Annotated in this window: 16 protein-coding genes; all 16 read left to right on the forward strand. The window is 36.9% G+C overall.

Annotated features, from left to right (window positions below; genetic code table 11):
* Window positions 1-35: 35 nt before the first annotated feature.
* The 16 genes from N4A68_18000 to N4A68_18075 all read left to right on the forward strand — a co-directional run bounded on the left by N4A68_18000 (window position 36) and on the right by N4A68_18075 (window position 20,533).
* Complete coding sequence (locus tag N4A68_18000) at window positions 36-1,616, forward strand: spore germination protein (GenBank protein MCT4566189.1); 1,581 nt, start codon at window positions 36-38, stop codon at window positions 1,614-1,616.
* Window positions 1,609-2,721, forward strand: coding sequence for a spore germination protein (locus N4A68_18005; GenBank protein ID MCT4566190.1), 1,113 nt, complete (start codon window positions 1,609-1,611; stop codon window positions 2,719-2,721). The genes N4A68_18000 and N4A68_18005 overlap by 8 nt, the downstream gene beginning before the upstream one ends.
* On the forward strand, window positions 2,714-3,886 hold the full coding sequence (locus N4A68_18010) for a Ger(x)C family spore germination protein (GenBank protein MCT4566191.1): 1,173 nt from the start codon (window positions 2,714-2,716) through the stop codon (window positions 3,884-3,886). Before N4A68_18005 ends, N4A68_18010 begins: the two co-directional genes overlap by 8 nt.
* 260 nt (window positions 3,887-4,146) lie before the next feature.
* Window positions 4,147-4,815: a stage II sporulation protein R gene (spoIIR, locus tag N4A68_18015; protein ID MCT4566192.1), complete on the forward strand. Its 669-nt coding sequence runs from the start codon at window positions 4,147-4,149 to the stop codon at window positions 4,813-4,815.
* 211 nt (window positions 4,816-5,026) lie between these two features.
* A complete protein-coding gene (sleB, locus tag N4A68_18020; GenBank protein ID MCT4566193.1) occupies window positions 5,027-5,752 on the forward strand; it encodes a spore cortex-lytic enzyme in 726 nt (241 codons plus the stop codon).
* 18 nt (window positions 5,753-5,770) lie between these two features.
* Window positions 5,771-7,138 carry a germination protein YpeB gene (gene ypeB / locus N4A68_18025; GenBank protein MCT4566194.1) on the forward strand — a complete coding sequence of 456 codons (1,368 nt, stop codon included), beginning with the start codon at window positions 5,771-5,773 and terminating at the stop codon, window positions 7,136-7,138.
* Window positions 7,139-7,683: 545 nt separating this feature from the next.
* Window positions 7,684-8,799 (forward strand): D-alanine--D-alanine ligase, encoded by a 1,116-nt coding sequence (locus tag N4A68_18030; GenBank protein MCT4566195.1) that lies wholly within the window; start codon window positions 7,684-7,686, stop codon window positions 8,797-8,799.
* A 107-nt stretch (window positions 8,800-8,906) separates the two neighbouring features.
* Window positions 8,907-9,323, forward strand: a complete 417-nt coding sequence (locus N4A68_18035) for a DUF1934 domain-containing protein (protein ID MCT4566196.1) — start codon at window positions 8,907-8,909, stop codon at window positions 9,321-9,323.
* Window positions 9,324-9,474: 151 nt separating this feature from the next.
* Complete coding sequence (locus N4A68_18040) at window positions 9,475-10,650, forward strand: DALR anticodon-binding domain-containing protein (protein ID MCT4566197.1); 1,176 nt, start codon at window positions 9,475-9,477, stop codon at window positions 10,648-10,650.
* A gap of 212 nt (window positions 10,651-10,862) precedes the next feature.
* Window positions 10,863-12,251: a sigma 54-interacting transcriptional regulator gene (locus N4A68_18045; GenBank protein ID MCT4566198.1), complete on the forward strand. Its 1,389-nt coding sequence runs from the start codon at window positions 10,863-10,865 to the stop codon at window positions 12,249-12,251.
* A gap of 309 nt (window positions 12,252-12,560) precedes the next feature.
* Window positions 12,561-13,598 (forward strand): zinc-binding dehydrogenase, encoded by a 1,038-nt coding sequence (locus N4A68_18050; protein ID MCT4566199.1) that lies wholly within the window; start codon window positions 12,561-12,563, stop codon window positions 13,596-13,598.
* A 287-nt stretch (window positions 13,599-13,885) separates the two neighbouring features.
* The gene (gene ablA / locus N4A68_18055) at window positions 13,886-15,139 is read left to right on the forward strand and encodes a lysine 2,3-aminomutase (GenBank protein ID MCT4566200.1); all 1,254 of its coding nucleotides are present in this window, start codon (window positions 13,886-13,888) and stop codon (window positions 15,137-15,139) included.
* 220 nt (window positions 15,140-15,359) lie between these two features.
* Entirely contained in the window at window positions 15,360-16,397 is a 1,038-nt protein-coding gene (locus tag N4A68_18060) for a hypothetical protein (protein MCT4566201.1), read from the forward strand.
* Window positions 16,398-16,411: 14 nt separating this feature from the next.
* Window positions 16,412-18,049 carry a hypothetical protein gene (locus tag N4A68_18065; GenBank protein ID MCT4566202.1) on the forward strand — a complete coding sequence of 546 codons (1,638 nt, stop codon included), beginning with the start codon at window positions 16,412-16,414 and terminating at the stop codon, window positions 18,047-18,049.
* 172 nt (window positions 18,050-18,221) lie between these two features.
* Window positions 18,222-19,778 carry a lysine 5,6-aminomutase subunit alpha gene (locus N4A68_18070; protein ID MCT4566203.1) on the forward strand — a complete coding sequence of 519 codons (1,557 nt, stop codon included), beginning with the start codon at window positions 18,222-18,224 and terminating at the stop codon, window positions 19,776-19,778.
* Entirely contained in the window at window positions 19,778-20,533 is a 756-nt protein-coding gene (locus N4A68_18075) for a cobalamin-dependent protein (protein MCT4566204.1), read from the forward strand. The genes N4A68_18070 and N4A68_18075 overlap by 1 nt, the downstream gene beginning before the upstream one ends.
* Window positions 20,534-20,684: the final 151 nt, after the last annotated feature.

Genomic DNA, 20,684 nt, shown 5'->3' on the forward strand with positions numbered 1-20,684 from the left:
AAGTATAGCCCATAGGCTATGTTTGGAGGTATTATATGGATTTTTATGAAAAGCTCTTCAAGCCTAAGGAAGATATTCAAAACAAAATAAATATAACCAAGAGTTTGGAAGAAAATCTAAAAGCCATAAAAGGGATGTTAAATAATTGCGATGACGTAGTATATAGAGAATTTAACGTTGGAAAAAATCAGAGGCTAAAATTTGCCACTGTATATGCAGAAGGACTTGCAGATAAGGTTATAGTAAATGAATATGTTTTAAAAAATCTTATGATGCTTGCAAGAATAACCGAGCCAGAAGTAAATACTATAAGGGAAAAGGTCTATGACCTTATAAAGGATGGCGTACTATCGGTATCGGATTTAAAGGAAGTAGATAATCTAAATCATGTTGTAGATAATATATTGACGGGGGAAACAGTTCTTTTAATTGATAAATGGGATAAGGCTATAGTTATCGCTTCAAAGGGATGGCCTATGAGGGGAATATCTGAGCCACAATCCGATGTGGTGATAAGAGGTTCTCGTGAAGGCTTTACAGAGACTTTGAGGGTTAATACTGCATTAGTTAGAAGGAGAATCCGGGACCCAAAATTTAAGATAAAGCAGATGCAGATTGGGGAGAGATCAAAAACCGATGTTGCAGTACTATTTATAGATGGATTGGTTAACCAAGATATATTACAAACCGTGGTCTATAGGTTAAAAGCAATTGAAATAGACAGCATTATGGAAAGTGGGTATATAGAACAGCTCATAGAGGATAATTGGAGGTCTCCATTCCCCCAGATTCAAGGGACTGAAAGGCCAGAAAAGGTGGCAGCCAGCCTTTATGAAGGAAAAGTTGCCATTATCATCGATAATACCCCTTTCTCATTAATAGTACCTACTACATTTAACACCTTGCTTCAAGCTTCGGAGGATTATAATGAAAGATTCCTAATTTCAAGTGCCATAAGAATACTTAGATATCTGGCCATGGTTGTATCGATTTCACTGCCTGCATTATACATTGCCATGCTCTCTTACCATCCGGGTATGATTCCAACGGAGCTGGCCCTTTATATAGCAGGAAATCGGGATGGAGTACCCTTTCCAGCCGTGATAGAAGCCTTTATCATGGAAGCCGCCCTGGAGCTGCTCAGGGAGGCGGGAATAAGACTACCTGGGCCCATAGGATCTACCATAGGTATAGTGGGGGGCTTAGTCCTTGGTCAAGCCGCCGTTGATGCAGGGATAGTTAGTTCTTTGATGGTTATAGTCGTTGCAATAACTGCCATTGCCGCTTACTCTATTCCTAATTACAGCTTTGGTATTTCATTTAGACTATTAAGATTTACATATATGGTGGCAGCAGGCTTTTTGGGACTTTATGGAGTGATGCTCGGAATTTTAATCACACTTATCCATCTATGTAATTTAAAGAGTTTTGGGGTACCATACTTGTCTCCATTTGTATATAACATGTCTATAAAGGATTTAAAGGATACCTTTATAAGGGCACCTTTACACAAAATGAAGCGTAGACCTGAATACATAGCCAAAAACGATAAAGATAAGCTTGTAAATCACTTTAGTAGAGATTATTTAAAGAAGGGTGAAGATGATAGTGGATAGAAATAATGATGCCATTATGAGCAATCAACTATATTCTATTTTAGTAACTAGTATAATAGGAATAGGAATTTTGTCATTACCTAGGGCTCTTGCCACAAAGGCTGGACCAGATAGCCTTATCGTATTACTTATAGGGAGCATAGCATTTTTGATTATAGCACTATTGATGGAAAAACTAGTGATGAAGTTTCCTCGAAAAACTATGATTGAGATTAGTGATTCCATTCTCTTCAAACCCATGGGTCTGATAATTGGGTTTATATATTTTATGTATATGTTCCTAATCACAGCATTAGAAGTTAGGGCATTTGCTGAAATAACTAAGAATTTTCTATTATTAAATACACCTATCGAAGTGATAATCATAACCTTTTTAGTTTCGGTAGCCTATTTAGTTAGAAGCGGGATTGAATCAATAGCTAGACTCTCGGTGATAGTACTTCCATTATCCATATTTCCCGCTATAATCGTAATGCTCGTATCTATACGTGATTTAGATTTCACATATTTTTTACCTATACTGAGAACACCACTGCCAGATCTAATGAATGCTATACCACAGGTGTTTTTTAGTTTTTTAGGTTTTGAATTTATTTTGTATCTAGGTTTTTTTGTAAAGGATACAAAGAATTTAAAGAAAACAGCCGTATCTACCATAGGCTTCATTTCCATAGTATACTTTATCTTTACTGCAGTAACCATCGCAAGATTTGGCATTGCAGAAAATAAAAGTCTTATTTGGCCCGTAGTGACGCTTTTCAAGAGTGTCGATTTACCAGGTACTTTACTTGAGAATGTAGAGGTCGTGATAATGTCTACATGGCTTCTATCCGTATTTATGACTGTATGTGTAGCCTATTATGGAGCAACATTTCTTCTTAGCAGAATAGTTAAATCTAGGGAACACAATTATTTGGCTTTGTTCTTACTGCCTTTAATATACATGCTGTCGTTAATACCTGAAAACATTGTTCAAGTAGGTGATTATTTAGACCAGTATGCAAATAACTTTGGAATGATAGTAGGTTTTATCATACCTGTTTTCTTATTTTTGGTCAGCTTTTTCAGAAGGAAGCCTAAAAAGGGGAGGAAGAAAAATGCCTAGGATAAAGCTATATTTATTTATAGGGGCTATTCCTATTCTTTTATTAAGTGGTTGTTGGGATAAGGTTGAAATAGATGAGAGAGCTTTTATTACTGCCATAGGTTATGATATGTATGAGGGAAGAGATAGGGAAAAGGAAGAAAAATTAGAAAAAGAAACCCAAGAGCAGTCCATAGAAAGATACGTCAGAACAGTTACCTATCCAAATGTATCGGTTATAGCGGGAAAAGGAGAAGGAGATCCCTTTTTTATATATACTACTACCTGCGTAAGCTGGGCCGATGGTAGGCAGCAGGTAGCCCTAAGGGATAATAAGAATTTCTATGTATACCATTTAAAGACTGTAATATTTAGCGAAGAAGTGGCAAAGGATGAGAAGCTTTTTAGAGAGATGTTCGATACCTTTCAAAGAAGTGTTTTCTTAAATAGAAAGCTATATTTCTTTATAACCCCGGATAAGGCAAAGGATGTACTTAATACCGATACGGGAAAGAATATGGATGTAGGACTGTATATTGAGGAATTAATGGATAAGGAAATAAAACCCACTAGAATGTCTAGAAGTGATCTTGGAACTATAGTTATTGATCTTATGGAAAGCAATGCCGCCTTAGCACCCCGTATTATAAAATCCAAGGATGGTTTGAAGGTGAGTGGTGCCGCTATACTGAAGGACAATAAAATGATAGGGATGTTGGGAGAACTAGAAACTAGGGATGCGTTGGTTCTAAAAGGAGATATTAAAAGTGCTGATTATACATTTAAAGTAGATGACAAGTTCATAGCAGTGAATCAAACTTCTCTAAAGTCAAAAATGAAAGCCTACGAGGATAAGGATGGAAAAATAAATGTAGATTTTAAAATTACAGCCGAGGGAGATATTATTCAGCATTACTTTGATACCCCTAATGAGCCCTTTGATGATAAATATATAAATAAGGTAAATAAGAAACTTAATGAACTACTCTCAAAGGAGCTGGAAGACCTGTTTAAGAAGGTTCAAAGGGACTTTGAGGCAGATATTTTCAAAGTGGGAGAAAATTTAAGAAAATTTGAACCGGATACATGGGAAAAAATTAAGAATAATTGGGAAGAAGTCTATCCAAAGGTAAAGGTTAATGTAGATTACAAAATGAATATTAGAAGAGTTGGGATAGAAGGATAATTTAGGCTAAGGCATATTCAAAAAATAAACTAGTCATCTTACTCGTTCTTTTGATTCTTTTCGTCGTTACTGGGTCACTTACATACAGTGAGTATGCGCGTGACCCAGTGCCTAGAAAATAATCAAAATTACTTCGTAACCTGACTAGTTTATTTTTTCATATGCCTAGAAAGATACTTTTCACATTATCCAGTATAAAAATTCCCCTTTTTGCTAATACTTTTAATGAAAATAATATTATAGCAAACGGGGGAATTATTATGAAGAATAAAAAAATCTATATTGTTGGAACCATAGTTTTTGCACTTATAGCTTCTGTTATATCTATTTATACCATTGATGTATACAAAAATAGGGAAAGCTTTAAAGAAAACCTAATAAGATTTCATGTCATAGCAAATAGTGATGCGTCCTTCGATCAAGCCCTTAAGCTAAAGGTGAGGGATAAGGTTTTAAAGGAAATGAGTAGCAAATTTGATACCAGGGATATAAATGAAGCCAAGGAAATTTTAACAGATAACTTAGATTATATTGAAGAAATAGCAATGGAAGAGATAAAGAAAAATGGTTTTGATTATCCTGTGAAGATAGCATTGGAGGAACATGATTTTCCAACAAAAAACTATGGTAATATAACCTTGCCAGCTGGAAATTATCAAGCTTTAAGGGTGGTTATTGGAGATGGACAAGGGAAAAACTGGTGGTGTGTTCTATTCCCACCCCTATGCTTTATTGATGTGAAAAATGGTTTAACCGATGATAAAACAAAGAATGAATTAAAAACAGTATTGTCAGAAGATGAGTATAATATGATAAGTGCTGCGGCTTCACAAGAAGGAGAACTACCTATAAAGCTAAAATTTAAGGTGGTAGAGATATTAGAAAAATCAAAATGGAAGTTAAGTAAAATTGTATGGAATAAGAAATAAGTAGACTGAATACAAGTTCTAAGGGCTAAGTTACAACTTCAAATCTAGAAAATCTAGGGTCAGACTTTTATAATTTTATAAAAGCCTGACCCTTTTTGGTGATTTTTTACCTGCAACTTGGAACATATACCTTGCAACTTGCAACTAAATGAATAAACCCATTTGCTAATACAAAAAATAAACCTGAATCTAAAAAATGGGAGGAGGCAAAATCTTGAAAAAGATCACCGCCGTAGTGTGCGGAATTTTGATAGCTGTATTTAGTATTTCAATCTTTGCTATGGATATTTACTTTAGCAGAGCCTTGGCACAGGAAACTCTTTACTGGGGATCGAGGGGAAATGAAGTTAAGCTTCTTCAACAAACCCTTAAAAAATGGGGATATTATGATGGCCCTGTGGATGCAGTTTATGGAGGAGGAACATTTACAGCCGTTAAGGAGTTTCAAAGAAAAAATGGTTTATCAGTAGATGGTGTTGTGGGAGCCCAAACGGCAAAGGCCTTGGGGCTGAAAATCGGTGACAATAAGCCTAGTGGTAGTGGTGGAGGTAGTAAATATACATCCGGTAATAAAGGGGTGTCTAGAAATGAAGATGTAAGTTTAATGGCGAAGGCGATTACTGGAGAAGCCAGAGGGGAGCCTTATAAGGGACAGGTTGCAGTTGGGGCAGTAATATTGAATAGGGTTAAGAGTCCCACATTCCCAAATACAATAGCAGGGGTAATATATCAACCCGGGGCTTTTACCGCAGTTTCAGATGGACAGATAAATATGGCACCTGTAGAAAGCTGTTCAAAGGCAGCTAGGGATGCCATGAATGGATGGGATCCTACCTATGGTGCCCTCTATTATTGGAATCCTGCAACCGCAACGAGTAAATGGATATGGAGTCGTAAAGTAAGGGTAAAGATAGGGAAACATTGGTTTGGAGACTAGTAGGAGGGAGGTAGTAGAATGAAAAGAAGAAATATCACTGTTGTCGTATTGGTCATAGCACTGGTTATATCAGGGCTTTGGGGATTCTGGCAGTTTAGGGATAAAAAACAGTACTATACATTTTTAGACAATCAATTCCAAAGAATGTTTTATGATTTGATTGGTAGCGTTGAAACCATTTCTACGGATATATCAAAGCTCTTGGTTTCCTCCCAGAAAAAAGAAAATGTAGTTCTTTATTCAAATATCCTAATGAATGCATACAATGCACAGGATAACCTGGCACAGCTGCCAATTAAACATGGAGAAGTAAATAAAATAGAGAAATTCTTAAATCAAGTTGGTGATTATACCTTTGCTTTGTCTAGGAAAAATCTTAATGGAGATCAATTAACTGAAAAGGATATAGAAAATCTAGAAAAGCTTCAAGGTTATGCAGTGGAACTGGGAAAAGATTTACATAATCTTCATGATAAAGCTTTAAAGGGTAGTGTATGGAAGGGTGAACTTAGACGTAAGGGGACAGAAAAACTCAACAAAGAGGCGAAAAAGAAGAGTGAGATACAAGTAAAGCTAGTAAAGTTTCAAGAACGAATGATAGAGTACCCCGAGCTTATATATGATGGGCCTTTTTCAGAACATGCTATTCAAGGAATGAAACCCAGATTAAAGGGTAAGAACATAAGTGAAGAAGAGGCAAGAAAAAAAGCAGTAGAGTTTGTGGGTGGAGGAAGTGTAGAAAAAACTAGCAAGAGTGAAGAAAATGATAGTAAGATAAGTACCTACAGCTTTACATTAAAACCTCAAAATAAGGAAGGCGGCAAGCAAAATCCAATCTATATTGACATAAGCAAGATGAGTGGGCAGACAGTACTGATGTTGAACAATAGAAAAATAGAAAAATCCAATATATCCGGGCCACAGGCGGTGAAAATGGCTTCAAAGTTTTTAGAAGAAAAGGGATTTAAGAATATGAAACCCACATTCAACCTAAAGACGGATAATGTATTAGTGATTAATTATGTACATATGCAGGATGATATTATTATGTATCCCGACTTGATAAAGGTTAAGGTTGCCCTTGATAATGGTACAATCGTTGGATTTGATTCAACAAAATATCTTACATCAAATTATAAGAGGAATATCCAAAGGCCTAAATTAACTCCCCAGGAAGCCAGGGAAAAGGTTAGTGTCAGAGTCGAAACCGTAGAAAAACCAAGGCTTTGTTATATACCAACACCCTATTTAAAGGAAATTTTCTGTTATGAATTTGAAGTCAAGTATAAAGGAGATACCTTCTTTGTATATATAAATGCTAGAACTGGAGTGGAAGAAAAAATACTTAAACTTATAAAGAGGGAAAATGGAATATTGATGATTTAAGGGATTCGAGGCATAGACCTCGAATCAGGCCGCCTAAAAACCCGAATTTCTTCGTTGTTGTTGAAACCCAGAACCCTTACGTATGTCCATATACGCTGCGGCCTCTGGGTTTCAACACGCCTCGAACTTCAAATTTTTAGGCAGCCTGTCATCTTGTAGACTTTGTCTACAATCCGATTCGAGGCATACACCTCGAATCAGGCTGCCTAAAAACCCGAATTTCTTCGTTGTTGCTGAAACCCAGAACCCTTACGTATGTCTATATACGCTGCGGCCTCTGGGTTTCAACACGCCTTGAACTTCAAATTTTTAGGCAGCCTGTCATCTTGTAGACTTTGTCTACAATCTGATTCGATGCATAGACCTAGAATTTTTTTTCGTAGGAAAGAAAAACTTTGAATCAAACTTTTTTACATCTATATTTCAATAAAATATTGAATAATAAAATCAATAATTATAGAATAGGTATATATATAGGGTGGTTTTGAACTGTATGTGGATAATCTGTGATTAAGTATAGTCTTAATAAATTTGGAGGTAATTGGATGGATAACAAGATTAATGTAGGTGTGGTTTTTGGTGGTAAATCTGCTGAACATGAGGTTTCTCTTATGTCAGCCACATCCATAATAGAAGCTATAGATAAAGAGAAATACAACATAATTCCTATTGGTATAACAATGGAAGGCGGTTGGATGATATATAATGGCCCCGTAGAAAAGATAGAGAATGGTGAATGGGAAGGCATCTCAAATAAATTGCTTAGGGATAAGCCCAAAGAAAATGCTTTTTCAATTATTCCCATAGGAAAAAAGGAGTGTGAAGCCTCCAGTGAGATTCCCCATGAACTGGGAAATAAAATAGATGTTATTTTCCCAGTACTTCACGGCCCCTATGGTGAGGACGGAACTATACAAGGACTTTTAGAAATGGCTGATATTCCATATGTGGGGGCAGGAGTGTTATCATCGGCTTTATGTATGGATAAGGTATATGCGAAAAAAATATTTGAACTACAGGGTTTAAATGTTGTAGAATATTTTGTTGTATTGAGGCATAAGCTAAAAACCAATATAGATGATTATATTGCCCTAATAGAGGAAAAATTTGAATATCCCGTATTTATAAAACCGGCAAATATGGGTTCGAGTGTGGGTATATCGAAGGCTTATAATAGGGAAGCATTGATTGCAGGATTAAATGACGCAGCAAAACATGACAGGAAAATATTAGTTGAGAGAAGTATAAATTGTAGAGAAATGGAATGTGCAGTATTGGGTAATGATGACCCAAAGGCCTCTGTTGTGGGAGAAATTGTACCATCCCACGAGTTTTATGATTATGAGTCTAAATATTTTGATGATGGCAAATCAAAACTAATAATTCCTGGGAATATTCCAAAGAATATATCCGATGAAGTAAGAAAAATGGCCGTAATTGCATATCAAGCCTTAGAGTGTAGCGGATTATCAAGGGTGGATTTTTTCTTGGAAGGGGAAACCAATAGGGTATATATAAATGAAATAAATACAATGCCGGGATTCACAAAATACAGCATGTATCCCTTGCTATGGCAAGAAACGGGATTACCCTATGATGAGTTAATAGATAAGTTAATCCAGTTGGCATTAGAGAGGCATAAAGAGAAAAATTTAGATTAAAAGAAGGATTTAGATTGAGGGCTTGACTGGCTTCTTATATGAAGATATCTAGAAGTAATGGCAACAGGGCTTAAGCCTACTCAATCTTAAATTAGGAGGCTAAACATATGAAGAATGTAATGTTAAAGATAAAGGGAACACAAATGCCTACGGGTAGTGACGAAGACAATATAGAGCTTATAACCGAAGGTAAATTTTATGACAAGGACAATGCAAAGTATATAGTATATGAGGAGTCGGAATTATCCGGAATGGAGGGCTGTACCACTACCCTAAAGATTACAGGTAATAAGGTTGAAATGAAAAGATTTGGCAAGGCTACATCCCAACTAGTATTTGAAAAGGGGAAAAGATACGTAACCAATTATAGTACACCCTATGGTAATTTCAGGATGGAGATACTTACCAAAAAGCTTGAGCTAGGAATCAATGAAGATATAAAGGGCAGTATATCCCTGGAATATCAAATAAGCTTACAAGGGCTAGCCGAGGGTACTAATAAGCTGGATATAGAGATAATGTGAAAAAGTTCAAAGTTTTAAGTGGTAAGTTCTAAGATTAGAGTTGAATCTCTTAGGTTTTCAAAAGAACCTAAAGGCTTAGACCCTAACACTTTGAACTTAGAACTCACAACTTACAACTTACAACTGCCCCCGTGGCATAGGGAACGGAGGGATGAAAATCAAACAAAAACTACAAGGTATTTTGGTACAAGCCATAAAAGAAATAACAGATATATCTTTAAATTCAAAGGATGTAGCCATTAATATTCCAAAGAAAAAAGAACATGGTAATTTTTCTTCAAACATTGCCATGAAGCTGTCGGGAAGGGCAAATATGAATCCTAAGGAATTAGGAGAAAATATAAAAAAGTATCTTATGGCTAGAACTGATTTTATTAAGGATATTAGGCTCATGGGGCCGGGCTTCCTAAATTTCTATTTAAAAGAAGAAAGCTTTATAAAAGAAAATATCATGGGTGTAGAAAATGGAGATTTTAAAAATTTTAAGCTCAAAACTAAAAATAAAATTGTAAAGGTAGCCATAGTTCTAAATAAACTTGAGGATATATTTCGCCTTGAAAGTCTTAGGGCATTTATAAACATGTACTATTTGGGAAACATATATAGCTTTGCAGGATTTAAAGTTAGAAAGCTTGTTGTGGTAAAAAATTATGATGAAGATTTAAACATAAAGTACTTCATATCGAATTTTAAAGATATAGAAATAGTTTTAAATGAAGAGGAATTAAAGGACAGTATCACCCTTTGTTCTACCTTAGACCAAGGTATATTCAAAGGACTTGATGATAAAAGATTTATACTTGAAGATGTAAATATATATAAAAATGGATTAAAGCTGAAGGATGTTGCTTTAAGTGGCCTATTGCAGTGGATAGAACTCGATAGGATTAAATATACTCTTTGCAGTAAGGCAATAACTAGTGAAATGGATATAGAGCTGACCAAGGATAAATTGAGATATATTCAATATCCATATAGCAGGATAATGTCATTGATAAATATTTTTAAAGCCCAAGGAATGGATATAGATGAAGTAAAGGATTTTAACGAAGAACTTTTAACTAATCCCTTGGAATTAGAAATGATAAACAAAATATCAAGCTTTAAAGATACAATACTTAGTACCATAAGCCAAAATCAACCCTATAAACTCATAAAATACACAAATGAGCTATGCGATATTTTTTATAAAATAAATTCATCTACACTATATAGAAAATTAAGTAAAGAAAGATTAGTAGCCTTACTAAGGTTATTTAATGTTTTTAAAATAGTTTTAAAGGAAATATTAGATATATTGGAATTACCCGCTTATGAGAAGATGTAAGAGTTACAAGCTGTAAGGGGTCATGATCTTATTAGTAGTTCCAAGGGTATAGTTGAATCTCTCAAGTCTCTAAAGACATAAAAGCATGACCCCAATACTTGGAACATGGAACTGGCAACTAAAAAAGCCTCGTCAGACGCCTTTGTTTTAATCTTAGTGACGAAAATTAGGCACTATCAGCCGAAAAATCAGCATATGTAGGAGGGATGTTTATGGATAATCTATTAAGGGGAAAAAATGTTGATATAATTTTAGATTATGTCAGCGATGGAATTCAGGTTATAGATAGGAAGGGGAAGATAGTCTATTGTAACAGGATGGCTGCTATTTTGGATGATATCAATAGGGAGGATGTAATTGGAAAGCATGTATTCAATATCTATCCATCCCTTGAGGAACAGACCAGCACCCTTTTTCGTGTTCTTAGGGTCGGAATTCCTATATATAACGTAGAACAAAGCTTTACCAACTATAAGGGAAAGAAGATTACTACTATAAACTCAACTTTGCCCATAAAGCTGAATGGCAAGGTCGTTGGAGCCATAGAAATATCAAGGAACATAACGGATGTGAAGGTTTTATCTGAAAAGGTTATAGATCTACAAAATAAGATATATGGTGGTAGGGGTAATGAAGGTGTGAAGGATGATGAGGTAGGATTTTCCTTTGAGGACATAGTCGGTAATAGCAAAGAACTTCTAAGGATAAAATCCATAGCTGCTAAGGCGGCGGTCACCATGTCACCTATACTTGTCTATGGAGATACGGGGACAGGTAAAGAGCTTTTAGTACAGGCTATACACAATGCAGGGGGAAGAAAGAATAAATCCTTTGTTGCTCAGAACTGTGCCGCATTACCATCAAATCTTCTTGAAGGCATATTATTTGGAACCGTTAAAGGAAGCTTTACCGATGCTGCGGATAGACCGGGACTATTTGAACTTGCCCACGGGGGAACATTGTTTTTGGATGAAATCAACTCAATGCCACTCCAGCTTCAAGCCAAGCTCCTAAGAGTCCTACAGGATGGAAGAATCAGAAGGCTTGGAGATATAAAAACCACCAAGGTGGATGTTAGAGTTATTGCGGCAACAAATCTTGCACCGGAAATAGCCCTTGAGAAGGGCTTGCTCAGGAAGGACCTATACTATAGGATCAATGCAATCACCATAGGAATACCAGATTTGAAGGATAGAAAGGAAGATATCCCTCTTTTAACTGAGCATTTCATAAAAAAGTATAACAAAATATTATATAGAAATATAAAGGGAATCTCTGGAGAGGTAGCATCTATATTTCAAAGCTACAACTGGCCCGGCAATATAAGGGAGCTGGAGCATGTCATTGAAGGAGCCATGAATATCATAGATGAAGATACGATAACCATGGACTATCTGCCAAAAAAACTAATAGAATTTTATGAGGAAATGAGTATAAATGCTGTGACGGAAGACCTTCCCTTAAAGGATGCCCTAGAAAATCTTGAAAGAAAAATGATAAAAAATGCCCTCAAAGCCACCGAAAATAACATAAGTCAAGCAGCAGCCCTTCTAGATATACCTAGACAAACACTTCAGTATAAGATAAAGAAATATAGTTAACACAAGGGGACGGTTCTTCTGTGTCGTTTTTCAAAACGACACAGAAGAACCGTCCCCTTGTGTTAAAAGCATCTGACAATGTTTTTTCTTATGCCTAAAATTCGGCACTTGTTCTAAAATGTCAATTCAATTTACAATCCTATGAATTTTTGAAAAATTAATAAAAGCTAGAAAATAACAGCAGTAAACAGTATTTTTGATTGTCCGACTAAAACCCAAGCATATTTGGCATAATATTTGCGATAAGTAATGATAAAATCTAATATAAAACGTTTATTTCAAAAAAATTATCGATGGGGGTATGAAAAGATGAAAAAAGGATGTAAGTTTGGAACACACAGGGTAATTGAACCAAAGGGTACATTGCCACAACCAGCATGGAAAATAGACAACGATATGGAAATCTACGACAATGAGATATTGATTAACGTACAGACTCTCAATATCGATTCTGCGAGCTTTACTCAAATCAAGGAAAAGGCAGAGGGAAAAGAAGAAAAAATCAAGGAAGTAATGTTGGACATAGTAGGGCAAAGAGGAAAACATCATAATCCTGTAACTGGTTCCGGCGGTATGCTTATAGGTACTATTGAAAAAATTGGACCAGCTTTAGATGGAAAAACTGATCTCAAAGTAGGAGATAAGATTGCTACCTTGGTTTCTTTATCCCTTACACCCCTTAGAATTGATAGCATCAAAGAAGTAAGAAAGGATATAGACCAAGTAGATATAGAGGGTAAGGCCATTCTATTTGAAAGCGGTATCTATGCTGTAATACCAGATGATATGCCAGAAAATCTTGCATTATCCGTATTGGATGTTGCTGGAGCCCCTGCTCAAACTGCCAAACTAGTGAAGCCTGGAGATACAGTCCTTGTAATTGGTGGAACTGGGAAATCAGGTATGCTGTGTCTTTACGAAGCTAAGAAAAGAGCAGGAATAACTGGAAAGGTTATTTGTCTTGGACGTAGTGAAAGAAGCTTAGAAAAAGTTAGAAAAGCAGGTCTTGCAGATGAATATATAATAGCTGATGCAACTAAGGCGGTAGAGGTTATGGAAAAGGTGGGTGAAGTTACGGATGGACAGATGGCCGATGTAACTATCAACTGTGTAAATATTCCAAATACTGAAATGTCAAGTATACTAGCTACTAAAGACGACGGACTTATATATTTCTTTAGTATGGCAACTAGCTTTACTAAGGCTGCCCTTGGAGCAGAAGGCGTAGGAATGGATACAACAATGATAATAGGAAACGGCTACACAAAAGGACACGCAAAAATATCCCTTGAAATAATGAGAGAAAGTAAAGTGCTTAGAGATTTATATGAAGAGCTTTATGCGTAAAAGAGAGTGCCAGGTTCTAAGTGGTAGGTTCTAAGCTTATGGTCAGAGCGACGTCATGGAGACGGTCCGAGGGTCTCACTGGCGTAGCCAGTGACCAACGGGAAGACGATGGAACTGTCCCCGTGTCAAATGGGAAATTGTGATTTTTTCAGCTATCTCGATGGATCCAAATATCATACTACCCAAGTGCAGTCCAAAAGATTTGACCCTAACACTTTGAACTTTGAGCTAACAACTAACACAATAGGTTTGACCCTAATACTTAATATATGGGAGCGTGGAGATTGATGAGACATTATTCAGAAATTGAATTGTGGAAAAATGTTACTGATGAGCAGTGGAATGATTGGCATTGGCAGGTTAGAAACCGTATTTCAAAGGTGGAAGACCTAAAGAAGGTTATTAATATCACACCGGAAGAAGAAGAGGGGATACATAATGCCCTTAAAACATTGAGAATGGGAATTACGCCCTACTATGCACTTCTAATGGATAAGGATGATCCCCATTGTCCAGTAAGAATGCAGGCAGTGCCAACATTATATGAAACATATATAAGTGACGCTGACCTAGATGATCCATTACATGAAGACACTGATTCACCTGTTCCTGGTCTTACCCATAGATATCCCGATAGAGTGTTGTTTCTCATAACAGATATGTGTTCCATGTATTGTAGACACTGTACTAGAAGAAGATTTGCCGGTCAAAAAGATGATGAAAGCCCATTAAACAACATAGACAAGGCCATAGAATATATAAGAAATACTCCAGTGGTTAGAGATGTATTACTATCAGGTGGAGACTGTTTATTGGTATCCGATGAAAGATTAGAATATATCATCAAAAAACTTAGGGAAATACCCCATGTTGAGGTCATAAGACTGGGAACAAGGACTCCCGTGGTTCTTCCACAAAGAATCACACCTAAACTTGTGGAAATGCTTAAAAAATATCATCCCATTTGGTTAAATATGCACTTTAATCACTCAAAGGAAGTAACCCCAGAGGCAGAAAAGGCTTGCGAATTGTTGGCAAATGCGGGTATTCCCCTAGGTAATCAATCGGTTCTATTAAGGGGAATAAATGATTGTGTTCATGTAATGAAAAAGCTTATGCATGATCTAGTTAAAATGAGAGTAAGACCCTATTATATATATCAATGTGATCTATCGGCGGGAATAGAACACTTTAGAACTCCGGTCTCAAAGGGAATAGAAATAATAGAAGGATTAAGGGGACACACATCGGGATATGCAGTACCAACCTTTGTTGTGGATGCTCCCGGTGGCGGTGGTAAAATACCAGTAATGCCGAATTATTTAATCTCCCAATCACCGGATAAGGTTATACTTAGAAACTACGAAGGCGTTATCACAACATATACTGAACCAAAGGGATACAAAGAAGAGTGTACATGTCCTATATGCAAAGGAGAAAAAGAACAGAAAATCACAGGGGTAGCTGGCTTGCTTCAAGGGAATCAACTTGCTCTAGAACCATCAGACCTAGAAAGACGTAAAAGAGGACACCATGAGTAAAAAGTTCTAAGTTCTAAGTTACAAGTTCCAAGCTTAGGGTCGAATCTCTTGAGGCTCTGAAGACCCTAAATCTTACAACTACACATTGAGCGGCGCCATGGGGACGGTTCCAGCGTCTCGCTGGCATAGCCAGTGACCAACGGGAAGACGATGGAACCGTCCCTGTGGCAAAGCGGAAAATCATGTTACAACTTAGAACTTATCCCAAGGGGGCTTTGCAATGCAGCTGCTTGATTTAATAATAAATAAATACAAGATAATATCTGTAGTGGGAATGGCAAAAAATTCGGGTAAGACAGTTACCTTAAACGGTATCATTGAGGAAGCTATAGACAATGATATAAGGCTTGGAATTACATCGATAGGACGAGATGGAGAAAAACAGGATATAGTTACCTTTACTGAAAAACCACTTATTTATATAAGTAAGGGGACTATAATTGCAACTGCAGAGGAAATTTTTAAGGTGTGTGAGGCCAATCTTGAGATTCTTGAAATGACGGATTATAATACTTCCCTTGGTAGGGTAGTAATAGCTAGGGCTATTTCACCGGGGTATGTGCAGATAGCAGGGCCCTGTACAAATAGTGATATAAAAAAAGTAGCTGGGAGAATGTTAGTTTATGGGGTGGATGTGGCTATCGTTGATGGAGCTTTGGATAGAGTATCATCCGCCTCCCCCTCAATTACCGAGGCAACTATTTTAGCTACTGGAGCAGTTCTCAGCAGGGACATGAATAAAGTCATAGAAAAAACTGCCCATCAAGTAAAGCTATTTAGCTTAGATGCTAATGATGATGAAGAAGTAAATATTATAGCCCAAAGGGCATTTGAAGATAAAAGGATATATATAATCGATGATAAAAGAGATGTAGAGGTTTTAGATATAAAAACTGCACTGGGGGCAGGTAGAAAAATTGCTGGAGCTTTAAATGACAATTCCAAATATGTAATTATAAGCGGCTCCTTGGTAACAAAAACATTAAAGGACATCATTACATGCACCAAGCTTTTTAGAAATGTTACCTTCATAATAAAGGATGCAACAAAAATATTTATTGAATATAAGGATTGGCTTTACTTCAAGAAGGTTGGAGTTAATCTTAGGGTGATGGAAAAAATCAATATATTAGCTGTGACCATAAACCCATATTCTCCACTTGGCTACTATTTTTCACCCGAGGAGTTTATGGATAAAATGCAAGACATCTTAAATCCTGTCCCTGTACTAGATATGATGATGAAGGATGTAAGATAGGGGGAGGTGTGTAAATGTTTATATCGGAAGATACAGCAAAAAATCTGGACTTATATTTTATTTTTGACAATCTTAATGTATATACACCCTATGGAGAGACCCATAAAAAGGCAATGAAGCCCTATATGACCGAGGAAAAGAATGAACTTATAGAAGAGCTTGACAGGATAGAAAGGGTTGTAGACCTAATCCAAAGACAAAGATATGATTTCATAGAAATGAGAACCTACTTTAAGCATACCAAGGACCTTAGACTAACCTTTGAAAGGGTGACAAATGGAGAGGTATTAAGTACAACTGAGCTATTTGAAATAAAGATGTTTATAGGAATTATAAAAAAATTAGATGCTAACCTGCAAAAGCTCAAGTGGGATATTCCAAAGGAGGTAAGGCCTAGGGCTATATCCTATTTAGAAAGGCTATTTGACCCTAGTGAAACGGGAACCAATACCTTCTATATATATGATGATTATTCTAAAAAGCTTGCCTCCATAAGAAGAGAAATAAGGGATATGGAAAACAAAATTAGTAGGGAAAGAAAAAGCTTAAAGGAAAGGGTAGAAAAGGATTTAAATGTAAGGTTAAGATCAAACGGAGAAATTACAGTAAATAAGGATAATAAAGGGCTTATTGATAAATTTAAAGCATATGAATTCTTAACATATAGTGTGGAAACATATATGAATATAACTTTTAAGACAATAAGCACCTTGGATATAGATGATTTTGATAAAAAGCTCCAACAATTGAAGTTGATAGAGGAAGAAGAGGAATTTAGGGTTAGGGAGAAACTGAGTGAAGAAATTAATAACTATATGGATCAAATCGAGAAAAATATTACGGCCATAGGCAAACTGGATTTACTTGTTGCCAAGGGCTTTCATGCAGTTGGATTTAAGGCGGCAAAGCCTGAGATAGTTGATGAAAATATCATATATGTACTAAATGGGCGTAATATCAAGGTTGAACAAAATCTCAAAAAAGCTGGTAGAGAATTTACACCTATTAGCTTTAAGCTAAATAATGGGGTCACATGTATAACCGGTGCCAATATGGGAGGAAAAACTATTTCTTTAAAAACCATAGGACTTCTCCTCACAATGGCTCAATATGGAATGTTTGTGCCGGCGGAGAAGATGAAGCTGTCCCTTAAAAAATATGTGTTTTTTTCCATGGGAGATTTACAGTCCACGGATAAAGGACTCAGCACATTTGGGGGAGAGATATTAAAAATAAAGGAAGCAATTAAGGACTCTGACGAGGAAGGACTCATATTGATTGATGAATTAGCAAGGGGGACTAACCCAAAGGAGGGCTATGCAATCTCTAAGGCAATAATCAATCACTTGAAAAATAAGGAAACCATAACCATAATAACCACCCACTTTGATGGTCTTGCCGATGAAGAAAAAGTAAAACATCTTCAAGTACGAGGATTATCGGTGGAGGACTGGGATAAAATATCTAATAAAATACAGGAAGAAAAGGAGGGGGTAAGCTTACTCCATTACTACATGGATTATAGACTCACAGAAATAAAAGATGTAAAGGAAGTTCCAAAGGATGCCATAAACATATCAAGGCTTATGGGACTGGATGAAGAAATCCTAAGGGAGGCTGAAAAGATATTAGAAAACAGTTCTAAGTTTTAAGTGGTAAGTTCAAGTGGGACGACAGAACCATTGGTAAGGGTCCTATGGTTTGAAATAGATACGCATTTGTTACCACAAGAGCCGTACCCGCAGTCGGTGTTTAACCCAATAGATTCCACCCTAACACTTAGAACTTTGAACTTACAACTCAAAACATGGGGGTATGAAAACAATGCAAAGCAAATTAAATCTGGATAAGGAGCTGATTCAAAGGGCTCGAAGTTCTGCTGGAAGTATTGCCGAGGATATGCAGGGCTTTATTGACAAGCATACTACGGTAACCGTTGAAAGAACAATAGCAAGACTACTAGGGATAGATGGAATAGATGACATTGAAAAACCCCTTCCAAATGTTGTTGTAGATCACATCAAAGAAGGTGGTGGACTTTCAAGGGGAGTAAGCTATTGGCTAGGTAATGCCATAGTTAACACAAGTAAGACAGCTCAGGAGATCGCAGAAGAAATCAGTACGGGACAGCTGGATATTATGAAGCTGCCAGCCGCTGAGGAAGAAAAAATAAAGGAAGAAATCAATAAATTGGCAGTTAAAATGGTAAGTATCATCAAGGCAAATAGAGAAACAAGGGAAAACTTCATAAATGATATTGGGGAGGGGCCAAAGCCGTATCTTTATGTAATAGTTGCAACGGGGAATATATATGAAGATGTACTTCAAGCTCAAGCAGCAGCAAGGCAAGGAGCAGACATAATAGCGGTAATCAGGACAACTGCTCAAAGTCTTTTGGATTATGTACCCTACGGAGCGACCACCGAGGGCTTTGGGGGAACCTATGCGACCCAAGAGAACTTCAAGATAATGAGAAAGGCCTTAGATGAGGTTGGCAAAGAAGTAGGAAGATATATTAGACTTTGTAATTATTGTTCTGGACTATGTATGCCGGAGATAGCGGCTATGGGGGCCATAGAAAGACTTGATGTAATGCTCAATGATGCCCTATATGGAATACTTTTTAGAGATATAAACATGCAAAGAACCCTTGTGGATCAGTACTTTTCTAGGGTAATCAATGGCTTTGCAGGTATCATCATAAATACTGGAGAAGACAACTATCTGACTACTTCAGATGCGGTTGAAGAAGCCCATACGGTTTTAGCGTCACAATTTATCAACGAACAATTTGCTTTAAAAGCAGGGATACCCGAGGAACAAATGGGACTGGGTCATGCCTTTGAAATGAATCCCAATATAGAGAATGGCTTCCTTTTAGAGCTTGCCCAGGCACAAATGGCCAGGGAGATATTTCCTAATGCTCCTTTAAAATATATGCCTCCAACTAAATTTATGACAGGAAATATATTTAAAGGACATATCCAGGATGCCCTGTTCAATATGGTGGCTATCATGACGGGACAAAGCCTACAGCTTTTAGGGATGCTAACGGAGGCAATCCATACTCCCCTCCTTCACGATAGGGCTTTATCCATAGAAAATGCTAAATATATATTTGAGAATATGAGAAATCTTGGGGATGAAATTCAGTTCAAAAAAGACGGTATTATTCAAAGAAGAGCCGTAGAAGTACTTGAAAAAGCAGGGGCTATGCTTGAAGGAATTGAAAAGGAAGGCTTGTTTAATATAATAGAAGAAGGAAAATTTGCGGGAGTCAAGAGACCGTTTAATGGTGGAAAAGGCTTGGATGGTGTATTAGTTAAGGATGAAAAATACTTTAATCCATTTATTGACCTTATGCTAGGGGGGGCTAAATAATGGCTAATCAGAAAATTGATTTAACTAGAGTAAAACCCTATGGGGATACCTTAAACGATGGAATGATGCAGCTTAACTTCACATTGCCGATTCCTTCTGGCGTAGAAGCCGAAGAAGCGGCAAAACGTCTTTGCTTAAAAATGGGGCTTCAGGAACCAAGTGTTGTATATTCACAGGACCTTGGGGTGGGTTATACGATGTTTGTGGTATATGGTAAATGCCAGCATACCGTGGATTATGCAAATATTGAAGTCCCTAAGGTGGACGTAGATGTAATGGATAAGTATGCCGTTGAAGCATTTATAAAGGAAAACATAAAACGAGATGTAGTTATAGTTGGAGCATGTACTGGTACCGATGCCCATACTGTAGGGATCGATGCCATCATGAATATGAAGGGCTATAATGGCCATTATGGGCTTGAAAGATATAAGGGTATAGAAGCCTACAATCTAGGGAGCCAAGTGCCAAATGAGGATTTAGTGGCAAAGGCCATAGAATTAAATGCCGATGCAATAATAGTATCCCAAATAGTAACGCAAAAGGATGTCCACATACCAAATCTTACGGAGTTGGTTGAACTATTGGAAGCAGAAGGAATGAGGGACAAGGTAGTCCTAGTATGTGGTGGCCCAAGAATCAGCCATGAACTAGCAAAGGAGCTAGGCTATGATGCCGGCTTCGGAAGAGGCTCCTATGCTGAAGACGTGGCTTCATTCACTGTAAATGAAATAATTGCAAGGAAGCTGATATAAAAGGTTTCATGTTGGGTGCAACACAAGGGGACGGTTCTTCTGTGTCGTTAAAAACGACACAGAAGAACCGTCCCCTTGTGTTGCAAATATTACAAAAAGTTATTTCTTTACAAAAATAAGTAAATTAATATTGAAGTTATGGGTTTGAAAT

The sequence above is a fragment of the Maledivibacter sp. genome (assembly GCA_025210375.1).
GTDB lineage: Bacteria > Bacillota > Clostridia > Peptostreptococcales > Caminicellaceae > JAOASB01.

Excerpts from the sequence above, each read along its gene's own strand:
- N4A68_18045 (MCT4566198.1), top strand. The coding sequence starts at position 10,863 with ATGGATAATCTATTAAGGGGAAAAAATGTTGATATAATTTTAGATTAT.
- spoIIR (MCT4566192.1), top strand. The coding sequence starts at position 4,147 with ATGAAGAATAAAAAAATCTATATTGTTGGAACCATAGTTTTTGCACTT.
- N4A68_18065 (MCT4566202.1), top strand. The coding sequence starts at position 16,412 with ATGTTTATATCGGAAGATACAGCAAAAAATCTGGACTTATATTTTATT.
- N4A68_18075 (MCT4566204.1), top strand. The coding sequence starts at position 19,778 with ATGGCTAATCAGAAAATTGATTTAACTAGAGTAAAACCCTATGGGGAT.
- ablA (MCT4566200.1), top strand. The coding sequence starts at position 13,886 with ATGAGACATTATTCAGAAATTGAATTGTGGAAAAATGTTACTGATGAG.
- N4A68_18060 (MCT4566201.1), top strand. The coding sequence starts at position 15,360 with ATGCAGCTGCTTGATTTAATAATAAATAAATACAAGATAATATCTGTA.
- ypeB (MCT4566194.1), top strand. The coding sequence starts at position 5,771 with ATGAAAAGAAGAAATATCACTGTTGTCGTATTGGTCATAGCACTGGTT.
- N4A68_18050 (MCT4566199.1), top strand. The coding sequence starts at position 12,561 with ATGAAAAAAGGATGTAAGTTTGGAACACACAGGGTAATTGAACCAAAG.
- N4A68_18030 (MCT4566195.1), top strand. The coding sequence starts at position 7,684 with ATGGATAACAAGATTAATGTAGGTGTGGTTTTTGGTGGTAAATCTGCT.
- N4A68_18010 (MCT4566191.1), top strand. The coding sequence starts at position 2,714 with ATGCCTAGGATAAAGCTATATTTATTTATAGGGGCTATTCCTATTCTT.
- N4A68_18000 (MCT4566189.1), top strand. The coding sequence starts at position 36 with ATGGATTTTTATGAAAAGCTCTTCAAGCCTAAGGAAGATATTCAAAAC.
- N4A68_18040 (MCT4566197.1), top strand. The coding sequence starts at position 9,475 with ATGAAAATCAAACAAAAACTACAAGGTATTTTGGTACAAGCCATAAAA.
- N4A68_18070 (MCT4566203.1), top strand. The coding sequence starts at position 18,222 with ATGCAAAGCAAATTAAATCTGGATAAGGAGCTGATTCAAAGGGCTCGA.
- N4A68_18035 (MCT4566196.1), top strand. The coding sequence starts at position 8,907 with ATGAAGAATGTAATGTTAAAGATAAAGGGAACACAAATGCCTACGGGT.